General features: G+C 43.1%; 11 protein-coding genes and 1 tRNA gene. 8 read left to right on the top strand and 4 right to left on the bottom strand.

Going from position 1 to position 11,837, the window contains the following annotated elements; translation table 11 throughout:
• Positions 1-265: DsbA family protein (locus tag QVP90_RS13915; RefSeq protein WP_288204559.1), on the top strand; the 265-nt coding region annotated here is incomplete at its 5' end.
• A gap of 15 nt (positions 266-280) precedes the next feature.
• A complete protein-coding gene (locus QVP90_RS13910; protein ID WP_021936786.1) occupies positions 281-1,213 on the top strand; it encodes a hypothetical protein in 933 nt (310 codons plus the stop codon).
• Positions 1,214-1,369: 156 nt separating this feature from the next.
• Here the strand turns inward: QVP90_RS13910 and QVP90_RS13905 are convergent, their stop codons facing one another.
• From QVP90_RS13905 to QVP90_RS13890, 4 genes are all read right to left on the bottom strand, one after another.
• Positions 1,370-1,996, bottom strand: a complete 627-nt coding sequence (locus QVP90_RS13905; RefSeq protein ID WP_021936785.1) for an FKBP-type peptidyl-prolyl cis-trans isomerase — start codon at positions 1,994-1,996, stop codon at positions 1,370-1,372.
• An 11-nt stretch (positions 1,997-2,007) separates the two neighbouring features.
• On the bottom strand, positions 2,008-3,549 hold the full coding sequence (locus QVP90_RS13900; RefSeq protein WP_021936784.1) for a glycine--tRNA ligase: 1,542 nt from the start codon (positions 3,547-3,549) through the stop codon (positions 2,008-2,010).
• Between the two features lie 129 nt (positions 3,550-3,678).
• Positions 3,679-4,212: a helix-turn-helix domain-containing protein gene (locus QVP90_RS13895; protein ID WP_021936783.1), complete on the bottom strand. Its 534-nt coding sequence runs from the start codon at positions 4,210-4,212 to the stop codon at positions 3,679-3,681.
• 13 nt (positions 4,213-4,225) lie between these two features.
• Positions 4,226-4,381: a hypothetical protein gene (locus QVP90_RS13890; protein ID WP_264380815.1), complete on the bottom strand. Its 156-nt coding sequence runs from the start codon at positions 4,379-4,381 to the stop codon at positions 4,226-4,228.
• Between the two features lie 361 nt (positions 4,382-4,742).
• Between QVP90_RS13890 and QVP90_RS13885 the strand changes: the two genes are divergently transcribed.
• The 6 genes from QVP90_RS13885 to QVP90_RS13860 all read left to right on the top strand — a co-directional run.
• Positions 4,743-7,424, top strand: coding sequence for a DNA gyrase/topoisomerase IV subunit A (locus tag QVP90_RS13885; RefSeq protein WP_021936781.1), 2,682 nt, complete (start codon positions 4,743-4,745; stop codon positions 7,422-7,424).
• Positions 7,425-7,474: 50 nt separating this feature from the next.
• Positions 7,475-8,314, top strand: a complete 840-nt coding sequence (locus QVP90_RS13880; RefSeq protein ID WP_373133582.1) for a DUF3316 domain-containing protein — start codon at positions 7,475-7,477, stop codon at positions 8,312-8,314.
• 65 nt (positions 8,315-8,379) lie between these two features.
• A complete protein-coding gene (locus tag QVP90_RS13875) occupies positions 8,380-9,384 on the top strand; it encodes a S41 family peptidase (protein ID WP_007479070.1) in 1,005 nt (334 codons plus the stop codon).
• An 84-nt stretch (positions 9,385-9,468) separates the two neighbouring features.
• A tRNA-Leu gene (locus QVP90_RS13870) sits at positions 9,469-9,550 on the top strand.
• Positions 9,551-9,616: 66 nt separating this feature from the next.
• Positions 9,617-10,522 (top strand): carbohydrate kinase family protein, encoded by a 906-nt coding sequence (locus QVP90_RS13865; protein ID WP_007479071.1) that lies wholly within the window; start codon positions 9,617-9,619, stop codon positions 10,520-10,522.
• Between the two features lie 432 nt (positions 10,523-10,954).
• Positions 10,955-11,837 (top strand): TonB-dependent receptor plug domain-containing protein (locus tag QVP90_RS13860; protein ID WP_288204554.1); only part of this gene is annotated, 883 nt, incomplete at its 3' end.

The following is an 11,837-nucleotide window of genomic DNA, read 5'->3' as shown; positions in this document are numbered from 1 at the left end:
ATTATATACATACAAAGGATATATTGATTCTTCAGCAGTATATAATATAGCCAAGAAAATATTAAACATGGAAACTTTTAGAAAAGATATTAAATCTATAGAAAGAAAAAATAAAATAGAAAAGACTATTAATCAATTAACATTAGCCGGAGTGTACGCAACACCAACTGTAATCATCAATGGACGTTTAATTATAAATTCGGATTCCCCAAAAGAAATTTGTCATCTTATAGATGATGAATTAAATAAACACCATATTAACTAATTCACTAAAAACATTATGAAGAAAATCACAATTTTAGGACTAAGTGTCCTATTCGCCGCTTGCTCAATGAATAACGAGTTATCCGATGTAGGTACAGATCAAGCTTCTTTATCAGAAAGTTTAGAAAATTTAGCCAATGGATACGAACTTGCGCTAAAGGGGTATACCATAGAAGATGTAACCATGGAAAAAGATGAAGAAACACCGACAACAACAAAGGAAACCAAGGCATCTCCCTGGTTAATCAAGAAACTTCAATCTTCAATGGATCAAACCTGTCTGGCATATAATAGTAAAACTCGTACCGACGCCAGACCTTATGGAGGTAGTACCAATAAAGTTGGAGTATTCAAATATGGAACATGTGGAAATAATCGTGAGTTCGTATTCTATATGGATTGTGAAGATGGAGGAAATACATACACCACAGGAAATACAGGAGACACTGCTGCAGACGGAAATGTTACTTTTCATTTCTGTTTAGTTGATCCTGGAAATTATGGTGGGGGCACCTTACTACTATATGACTACGTATGGTCTGTAGCAGAAGGAGATGTTGATGTTATTAGAAGATATCATGACTGCGAAGACAAAAAAAACAAGAATGAAGTACGTGATTATGGCGGGCTTAGTTCTACAGGATTATGTAACTTTAGTCACAATGCTCTCCTATATTGGAGATTCAGCGAACAGCCTGCAACCAGCCTACCATTTAGTTATGGAGTATTAACCAACCGTAGCACGCCCCTTCCTACTCCTCATATACAAAATTATATATATATTGATGATGAAAACAAGAGCAATGGCAATGAAGCTGTTTTATGGCAACATAGAGTTCTGCGTGGTGGCTCCTCTAATACAACTACCAGAAATTTTAATGACAACGAAAGATATAGAGGGATACAAGCAAGTGCTAATACCGTTTATGAAATAGACTACCATTTATAACTTGTAATTATTGGAGGGGAATCAAAAAAGTACACTCGTAAAGTTTTATATATTACTTTTTCGAGTGTACTTATTATGTATAAAAAAACGTATCATTTCTAAGATACATATTATTACCATCTATTTCTCTTACATCTCACAAAGGCGACTCACCTTTTAGTCATATCCTTCAATGTCATATAATTGTATATCAAATATCAATGTAGAATATCCAAGTATACTACCGCTACCATTGGAACCGTAAGCATATTTCCAAGGAACATAAATCTCCCATCGCTCGCCAAGTTTCATTCGCTGCAAAGCTTCGGTCCACCCAACAATGACCCCATTGCCAGAACTACTCCCCATGACACCACTCACACAAAAACGATATGTAGTATCAAATACATTAGGGCCTTCCCCGGTGAAGCCATCAAATCGTTGCTTATTGATTAAAGTACCTTTATAATACACGGATACAGTATCTGTATATAAAGGTTGCTGTTCAGAAGCCTTATAACCACTAATATAATTATAAGGTTTATCATCAGGAGGAGTCCCTGTTACAGGAGTCAATCTTTTATAATACATGTAATTATCAGGAGCAGACAATAACTCAAACCGCTCCAACTTACGCCCCTCTTCATCTAACGTTTCATTATCATATACAACCTTCAGAGAATCAATAAACGCTTCGTTACGTTCTTGCCAGTTATCATATATGCTCACCTCTTTTGTTTCTTCACAAGAAACAAAAACTAAAGCCAGTAAAAGAATTGGTAATAAATAGATTTTTTTATTCATTCGTCAAGGTTTTATTGGATTGTTTTCAAAAGCGAAGTAATGCTTACTCTGTCGGCAATGATGTTATTCAGTTCAGAGATAGCCACACGCTCCTGTTGCATAGTATCGCGATTACGCAAAGTTACGCAATTATCTTCCAATGTCTGATGATCGACAGTTACACAGAACGGAGTACCAATGGCATCCTGGCGACGATAACGCTTACCGATACTGTCTTTTTCATCATACTGGCAGTGGAAGTGGAACTTAAGATCGTCAATAATCTCACGGGCCTTTTCGGGCAGTCCGTCTTTCTTCACCAACGGCATCACAGCCAACTTCACAGGCGCAAGAGCAGCAGGCAGTCTCAGTACTACACGACTTTCACCGTTTTCAAGCTGTTCTTCACAATATGCGGCACTCATAATGCTGAGGAACATACGATCCACACCAATAGAAGTTTCAATTACATACGGAGTATAAGATTCATTCAATTCCGGATCAAAATACTTGATGCTCTTGCCGGAGAACTTCTCATGCTGGCTAAGGTCGAAGTTGGTACGGGAGTGGATACCCTCTACCTCTTTAAAGCCAAACGGCATCAAGAATTCAATGTCGGTAGCAGCATTGGCATAGTGCGCCAATTTATCGTGATCGTGATAACGGTAGTGATCATCGCCAAAGCCAAGGGCTTTATGCCACTTCAAACGGATCTCTTTCCATTTCTTGAACCAATCCAGCTCAGTGCCCGGTTTTACGAAAAACTGCATCTCCATCTGCTCAAACTCACGCATACGGAAAATGAACTGACGGGCCACAATTTCATTACGGAATGCCTTACCGATCTGTGCAATACCGAAAGGAACTTTCATACGACCTGTTTTCTGAACGTTGAGGTAGTTCACAAAAATACCCTGTGCCGTTTCCGGACGCAGATAGATCTTCATGGCACCATCCGAAGTAGAACCCATCTCTGTGGAGAACATCAAATTGAACTGACGCACTTCCGTCCAGTTCTTCGTTCCGGAAATGGGACAGACAATCTCTTCATCTACGATGATCTGGCGAAGCTCATCCAGGTTATTATCGTTCAGCGCTTTCGCAAAGCGAGTATGAAGGGCGTCGCGTTTAGCCTGATGCTCAAGGACACGGCCGTTTGTGCCACGGAATTGTGCCTCATCGAAAGCATCACCGAATTTCTTGGCAGCTTTAGCTACCTCTTTATTGATCTTATCATCGTATTTGGCAAGCTGATCTTCGATAAGCACGTCTGCACGATAACGTTTTTTAGAATCTTTATTGTCAATCAACGGATCGTTGAATGCATCAACGTGTCCGGAAGCTTTCCAGATAGTAGGATGCATAAAAATAGCGGAGTCGATGCCGACAATATTTTCGTGCAGCAACACCATGCTATCCCACCAGTATTTCTTTATATTATTTTTGAGTTCAACACCCATTTGACCATAGTCATACACAGCTCCCAATCCATCATAAATATCACTTGAGGGGAATACAAAACCATATTCTTTGCAATGTGATACGAGTTTCTTAAAAACGTCTTCTTGTGCCATTTCTTGTTGTATCTTTAATTAAATTGAAATCATTATTCAGCTAAAAAGCGCCACAAAGATAGCTATTTATCTTATAAATAGGGTGCCGGGGGGTATTAATTTATCTTATTTACCACTTCCGAAGAGAAGTCATGGCAAGGTTGCCAGCCATAATGCCATAAAGCGGTCGTATACGATATAACCTTTGTCAGACTTATAAACCAGTTCTTTCTCTTGCAGGGATTTCAAGGCCGTATTCACACTGCTGGAAGCTTTCAGCCCATAACGCTTAACGAACTCTCCACTGTTCGGCATTACTACTTTCCCCTCTCTGGCAATGGCTTGCATCAGTTGCAATTGGTTATCGGTAAGCAGAGATATAAAATTCTGATAAACAGGGGTATTCTCCTCCAACAGCTGTGCCAGTATGAATTCTGCCTGCCGGATATCAGTAACGGTTTCGTACTGCTCGTATAGCCGATTAAGCAAAACCTGCATGTACCAGGTATGCCCTTCAAAGCGTTTGTATATCCAGCCGAAAACCTCTTTCTCCAACCTTCCTCCTCTCTTTTCAAAAAAAGTGGCCGCAAAAGAGTAATAGGTATTTTCTTCTATTTCACACAACACCATCAGTTGTGAACTCTGATAAAAAGGACGTTTGGCAGAAGTAAACATCTCCTCCATCAAATGCCGGCTACTACCTGCAAAAATGAAATGTACGTTCGGCAGGATTACTCAGAGCTGAAAGCATCTTTCTGCTCTCCTCTTCACGGTCACAAAAGTAATGCGGACTCACGTATCCATACACCAGGAACAGATTCTTCAATTCGATATTTTTTTGTTTGTCTCTCATACATTCCATATTTTGCGTAACGCATTTTACGTAACGCAAAATACGCAATTTCAGTTGAATTAAACAATTATCACTTCACTTTTAACGTTATGAGACAGCATATCCGGGAATTTATTAAATTTGTCCATCCACATTTATATGCACCAAGCCAAACACCATCATTAGAACATAAGCACAGGGACAGATAGATACACCCCTTCTTAAATTCTCCATTTGCGGTATAGGATACTCTCATTTGTCCAAGCTTATCGGGTTCACTTTTGTTTTTTAGAATGATTTGCATTTTTTCCCGATAAATTTTGTATTTTTGCCTGCAACTGAGAAAATCAGCCGATCTTGAACAGACAATTCCCAAACCAATATGAGCGAAGATTTTGAAGCACCGAAAGACGACTTGGACAAAGAACTCCCGGAAGGGAGCGAAGGACATTCAGACTATAAGCCGGTAGACTCACATAACGAAAGCGTAAAACATCAACTTACAGGCATGTATCAGAACTGGTTTCTGGACTATGCCTCGTACGTGATTCTGGAACGCGCCGTGCCCCACATCATGGATGGACTAAAACCGGTACAACGCCGTATCTTACACTCCATGAGACGTTTGGACGACGGACGCTACAACAAAGTTGCCAATATCGTAGGACATACCATGCAGTTTCACCCGCACGGTGATGCCTCCATCGGAGACGCATTGGTACAACTGGGACAGAAAGATCTGCTCATCGACTGTCAGGGAAACTGGGGTAATATTCTCACCGGTGACGGTGCGGCAGCTCCCCGTTACATCGAAGCGCGTCTTTCCAAATTTGCCCTCGAGGTAGTATTCAATCCTAAAACAACCGAATGGAAGCTATCGTATGACGGACGAAACAAAGAACCGATCGCATTGCCGGTAAAATTCCCCTTGCTATTGGCACAGGGTGTAGAGGGTATTGCCGTCGGACTTTCTTCCAAAATATTACCGCATAATTTTAATGACTTGTGCGACGCCGCTATCAGCTATCTGCACGAAGAGGATTTCAAACTCTATCCGGATTTCCAGACAGGCGGCTCCATCGATGTATCCAAATACAACGACGGAGAACGTGGCGGTTCGGTAAAGATACGTGCCCGAATCGACAAAGTAGACAACAAAACCTTAGCAATCAAAGAGATTCCCTACGGAAAGACGACCTCCACAGTGATAGATTCCATCCTGAAAGCTGTGGATAAGGGAAAAATAAAAGTTCGCAAGGTGGACGACAACACATCGGCCAATGTAGAAATTCTGGTACACCTGGCACCGGGTACCTCTTCGGACAAGACAATAGATGCATTGTATGCTTTCACCGACTGTGAAATAAGCATATCACCCAACTGCTGTGTCATCGACGACAACAAACCGCACTTCCTCAAAGTCAGTGATGTACTGAAAAAATCGGTTGACAACACGCTCGCCCTCCTTCGGCAGGAACTCGAAATACACAAAAGCGAATTACAGGAAAGCCTGCATTTCGCCTCCCTTGAAAAGATATTCATTGAAGAGCGTATCTACAAAGACAAGGAGTTTGAACAATCCAAAGATATGGATGCCGCATGCGAGCACATCGATAACCGGCTGACGCCTTTCTATCCGCAATTCATCCGTGAGGTAACAAAAGAAGATATACTGAAACTGATGGAGATCAAGATGGGACGTATCTTGAAATTCAACACAGACAAGGCGGAAGAAATCATTGCCAAAATGAAATCGGACATTGCCGAAATAGATGCACATCTGGCCAATATCGTGGGATATACGATAGACTGGTACCAGATGTTGAAAGACAAATACGGTAAAAACTTCCCGCGCCGGACAGAGTTGCGTAACTTCGACACCATCGAAGCAACCAAAGTGGTAGAAGCAAACGAGAAGCTATATATCAACCGGGAAGAGGGTTTCATCGGAACAGCTTTGAAGAAAGACGAATTTGTGGCCTGTTGCTCGGATCTGGATGATGTGATCATTTTCTACCGGGATGGCAAGTACATGATAACACCGGTTGCCGATAAGAAATTCGTGGGTAAGAATGTATTGTACGTCAACGTATTCAAGAAAAACGACAAGCGTACCATCTACAACGTGGCCTACCGCGACGGAAAAGAGGGAACGACCTATATCAAACGTTTTGCCGTGACCTCCATCGTACGCGACCGTGAGTATGACGTCACTCAGGGAACTCCGGAATCACGGATTACCTATTTCAGCGCCAACCCTAACGGAGAAGCCGAAATCATAAAGATAACCCTAAAACCCAATCCACGTGTACGCCGTATCATCTTCGAGCGCGACTTCAGCGAAGTGGGTATCAAGAGCCGTCAGGCACAAGGTGTTATCCTGACACGCCTGCCGGTACATAAAATAGCCTTGAAACAAAGAGGCGGTTCTACTTTGGGCGGACGAAAAGTCTGGTTCGACCGGGATGTACTGCGTCTCAACTATGACGGCAGAGGCGAATATCTGGGAGAATTCCAAAGTGACGACAGCATCTTGGTAGTTCTGAACACCGGCGAATTCTATACGACAAATTTCGACGTGAGCAATCACTATGAAAACAATGTAAGTATCGTTGAGAAATTCGATGGTAACAAGGTGTGGACGGCAGCCTTATACGATGCCGACCAACAGAACTATCCGTATCTGAAACGCTTCTGTTTCGAAAGTACCACCCGTAAGCAAAATTATCTGGGAGAAAACAAAGCGACCCAACTGATTCTGCTGACAGATGAATATTATCCGCGCCTGGAAGTTATCTTTGGCGGACATGATAGTTTCCGCGATCCGATGGTCATCGAGGCCGATGAATTTATTGCCGTGAAAGGCTTTAAGGCAAAAGGAAAACGTATCACCACATATACTGTGGAAACAATCAATGAATTGGAGCCTACCCGCTTCCCGGATCCTCCGGCACCGGATAAAACAGAAGAGAATGAGGAAGAACCGGAAATACTGGACCCGGATCACGGTAAAAGCGAAGGAGACATACTGGACGAAATGACGGGACAGATGAAACTGTTCTGATTCATTTAAAATCAATTGGGTTGCCAATGAAAAGGAACATACTATTAAAAATGGGGCTGATCGGCTGTTGCCTGCTTGCTCTTTGTGATGGAATATATGCACAGGCAGATTCGCAGCAGGCCAATCGCTACGTCACGCGTGCCACCATGTATGGAATTGGCTATACCAATGTCTTCGACACCTATCTGTCACCGCAGGAATACAAAGGAATAGACTTCCGTATCTCCCGGGAAACCATGCGCATGACCAAGCTATTGGACGGAAATGTATCCGTACAAAACTTTTTTCAGGCCAATATAGGGTATACACACAACCATGCAGAAAACAACAACACATTCAACGGTCTGGTGAATTGGAATTACGGGCTGCATTATCAGTTTCGTATCACCGAAAACTTTAAGCTACTGGCCGGTGCGTTGGCAGATATAAACGGTGGATTCGTATACAACCTGCGCAATACGAACAACCCGGCTTCGGCAAGAGCATTCATCAATCTGGATGCCTCTGCAATGGCCATCTGGCATGCAAAAATAAAGAATTATCCTCTGACGTTCCGCTATCAGGTGAATGTACCGGTAGTGGGGGCCATGTTCTCACCTCACTACGGACAATCTTATTATGAGATTTTCACGTTAGGGAATTCCGACGGAGTAATACAGTTCACTTCATTACACAACCAACCTTCCGTACGCCAGATGTTGTCGATCGATTTTCCGGTCCGGTATGCCAAGTTACGGTTCAGTTACATGGCTGATCTGCAACAATCGGACGTCAACAATATCAAGACACATACTTACTCACATGTATTCATGGTAGGGTTCGTGAAAGACCTGTATCTGATCCGGAATAAAAACGGGACCCCATTGCCGGCGGCGGTGAGAGCGTATTAATTAAAGGGAGAAGGGAGAATTGGCGACGCCATCCAACGGGCGGATAATAAATTTAGTTGAAAGAGATGAAAAAGGGAGTAATGAGGATATGGATTCTTTTCTGTTGTCTGGCTGGGCTGACGGCCTGCATCAGAGAGGAAGAGTACGTCAATGATCCGGAGGGGAACTTCGACCAGCTATGGAAGATAATTGATGAGAAATACTGTTTTCTCGATTACAAGGATATCGATTGGGATGCCATCGGAACGGAATACCGCAGCCGGCTTTATCCGGAAATGAGTAATCAGGAATTATTCGGAGTGCTGAACGATATGTTGTACGAACTCAAAGACGGACATGTCAATCTGACTTCCGAAGAGAATCAAAGTCACTTTGACTTCTGGACCGATTCTCCGGTCAATTTCAACGAATCGCTCATTGAGAACACCCACTATCTGGGACGGAATTACCGCCAGATTGCAGGCCTCAAATACAGGATATTAAGTGATAACATCGGCTATATCTATTATGAAACGTTTGCCGACGGTATTGGAAACAGCGATCTGGACGTGGTCTTCTCTTATCTGGCCGATTGCAAGGCGCTGATCTTCGATGTCCGTCAGAATTCCGGGGGCAACGCAACCAACTCAACCCAGATAGCCTCCCGTTTCACCAATGAAAAAATACTGACCGGATACATCCAGCATAAAACAGGACCCGGACATCACGATTTTTCAAGGCCTTATGCCATCTATCTGGAACCATCCAAAAACATCCGTTGGGAAAAGAAAGTAGCCGTGCTTACCAACCGGCATTCATATAGTGCTACCAACGACTTTGTGAAACACATGAAATGTCTGCCCAATGTAGTAATTGTAGGCGACAAGACAGGGGGCGGTTCAGGCATGCCTTTTTCATCGGAGTTACCCAACGGATGGACAGTCCGCTTTTCTGCAAGTCCTCATTTCGACCGGGACATGAACCAGATCGAATGGGGCATCAACCCGGATGTAAAAATAGATATGAAGTCGGAAGATGAGGTAAAAGGCATCGATACGATCATAGAAAAAGCACGGGAATTACTGAAATAAACACTTTTCTTTCGCATTCGTTTGGGAAAACAAAAAATATATCTATCTTTGCACCGCTAAAGAAAAATTAGCCACAACAAGTTTGCGGATGTGGCGTAATTGGTAGCCGCGCCAGACTTAGGATCTGGTGTCTTGCGACGTGTAGGTTCGAGTCCTATCATCCGCACAAAAACTAAAAAGCCTTCAAGAAATACTCTTGGAGGCTTTTTCATTCAATAAAAGGAACAGAATAATGAAGAAACAGACCCTCTGTTGTATCGGACATATCACCCTGGATAAAGTAGTGACCCCGCAATCTACAGTTTACATGCCGGGAGGAACAGCTTATTATTGTTCATATGCCATGCGCCATCTCAACAATACCGACTATAGACTGGTTACTGCCGTAGGAGAAAGTGAGTTGAATGTGGTGGAAAGAATGCGCAACGCCGGTATCAACGTAACAGCCCTCCCCAGCAAACATTCCGTCTATTTCGAAAACATATACGGAGAAAATCAAAATGACCGTACACAAAGGGTGCTTGCCAAAGCAGATCCGTTCACCTCACAATATTTAAAAGAAATTGAAGCGGATATTTATCACTTGGGATCCTTGCTGGCCGATGACTTTCCCGTGGATGTCATCAGACACCTGGCCGGGAAAGGACTGGTAGCCGTTGACTCGCAGGGCTACCTCCGTGAAGTACGTAATACCCGCGTGTATCCGGTAGACTGGCCGGAAAAGAAAGAAGCACTGAAATATGTACATTTTCTGAAAGTCAACGAGCACGAAATGGAAGTATTGACCGGATATGACAGTGTAACGGAAGCCGCCCGAAAGCTTTATGAATGGGGTGTCAAAGAAGTATTACTGACTTTCGGCAGTATGGGTTCGGTAATATTCGATGGTAAGACATTCCATCAGATCCCGGCATATGAACCGGCCGTTATCACAGATGCCACCGGATGCGGGGATACTTATACCATCGGCTACCTTTATCAACGGGCAGCCGGAGCAAGCATCGAAGAAGCCGGGCATTTTGCTGCTGCAATGTCTACACTAAAAATAGAAAAATCAGGACCATTCTGCGGAACAGAAGCAGACATACTCCACTGCATGAGACATGCCAAAGAGATACTTCCTTGTTTTTCCCTCTAAAAAAGAGAGGAGTTAATGGAAAAAAGGAAGTTAATGGGAGAAGGGAAAATGAAGAGGGGAGAAGTGCTATGCAGCATAATAGCGCAGCCTATTACATTCCTCTCTTTCTTCCGTTTGATTCAAGCGATTGGAACTCATTGTTCCAATAAGATAAAACTCATTGTTCCAACAGTATGAAACTCACCGTTCCAATAAGATAAAACTCATCGTTCCAATAAGATAAAACTCATCGCCTAAAAAGCTCTTCCTTCTCCCCTCTCCCTTCTCCCATTAATCCCCCCTCTCAGTGTTAAAAATCAGTATTAACACGCTTGCCCTAATCTTTTTTACTACTTATTTGTTCACTTTAATATTTTTGCCGTCGCTCGATACGGAAGGCGGATGAAAAAACATTCTAATAAAGTAGTTCATATAATAGTAAAATTTGATGCAATGAGACCTAAACCTTTACAACCTCTTCTTAAAGAGAAGAAACTTTCCTGGCTAAGGAGTATCCTTGCCTTGGCATGTCTGTTACTAACCGCTTCACCCCTATTTGCCCAGACAAAAACGGTGACAGGTACGGTAACCGACGCGCAGAACGAACCCTTGATCGGAGTTTCGGTACTGATACAGGGTACTGCAAGCGGAACCGTTACCGACCTCGACGGCAACTATTCTATCTCCGTGATGCCGGAAAATGTGCTTGAATTCTCATACGTCGGCATGCAGAAACAAGACATCCGCGTAGGACTGCAGACAGTGATCAACGTCGTAATGAAAGACGACTCGCAAATGCTGGCCGAAACCGTTGTCATCGGATATGGTAGCGCCAAAAAACGTGACCTGACCGGCTCTATCACCAATATAAAAGGTGAAGAGATTGCCAACAAGCCTGCTACCAATCCACTATCATCCTTACAGGGCAAGATAGCCGGAGTACAAATTATCAATAACGGACGTGCCGGAGACGATCCGGAGATTCGTATCCGGGGTACAAACTCCATCAACGGTTACAAACCTTTATATATCGTAGACGGACTCTTCAACGACAATATCAACTTCCTCAATCCGGAAGACATCGAATCGATGGAAGTCCTGAAAGACCCGTCATCACTGGCCATCTTCGGAGTACGTGGTGCAAACGGTGTGATCATCATCACCACCAAAAAGGCCAAAGAGGGACAGACAAGGGTAAATATCAATACCTCTTTCGGCTGGAAATCAGTGACGGACAAGATTGCCATGACCAATGCCGAACAATTTAAAGAGCTGTACACCGAGCAGCTTACCAACGAAGAGAACCCACTTTTCGATTTCAGCAACTGGAATGCTG

Origin of the sequence: Bacteroides sp. CAG:189 (assembly GCF_000432295.1) — a bacterium.
Lineage (GTDB): Bacteria > Bacteroidota > Bacteroidia > Bacteroidales > Bacteroidaceae > Bacteroides > Bacteroides salyersiae.
This window is presented reverse-complemented; position numbering and strand designations above follow the sequence as displayed.

Coding starts and splice junctions, on each gene's coding strand:
- QVP90_RS13865 (WP_007479071.1), top strand. CDS start 9,617: ATGAAGAAACAGACCCTCTGTTGTATCGGACATATCACCCTGGATAAA.
- QVP90_RS13900 (WP_021936784.1), bottom strand. CDS start 3,549: ATGGCACAAGAAGACGTTTTTAAGAAACTCGTATCACATTGCAAAGAA.
- QVP90_RS13880 (WP_373133582.1), top strand. CDS start 7,475: ATGGGGCTGATCGGCTGTTGCCTGCTTGCTCTTTGTGATGGAATATAT.
- QVP90_RS13905 (WP_021936785.1), bottom strand. CDS start 1,996: ATGAATAAAAAAATCTATTTATTACCAATTCTTTTACTGGCTTTAGTT.
- QVP90_RS13910 (WP_021936786.1), top strand. CDS start 281: ATGAAGAAAATCACAATTTTAGGACTAAGTGTCCTATTCGCCGCTTGC.
- QVP90_RS13885 (WP_021936781.1), top strand. CDS start 4,743: ATGAGCGAAGATTTTGAAGCACCGAAAGACGACTTGGACAAAGAACTC.
- QVP90_RS13875 (WP_007479070.1), top strand. CDS start 8,380: ATGAAAAAGGGAGTAATGAGGATATGGATTCTTTTCTGTTGTCTGGCT.
- QVP90_RS13890 (WP_264380815.1), bottom strand. CDS start 4,381: ATGAGAGACAAACAAAAAAATATCGAATTGAAGAATCTGTTCCTGGTG.
- QVP90_RS13895 (WP_021936783.1), bottom strand. CDS start 4,212: ATGGAGGAGATGTTTACTTCTGCCAAACGTCCTTTTTATCAGAGTTCA.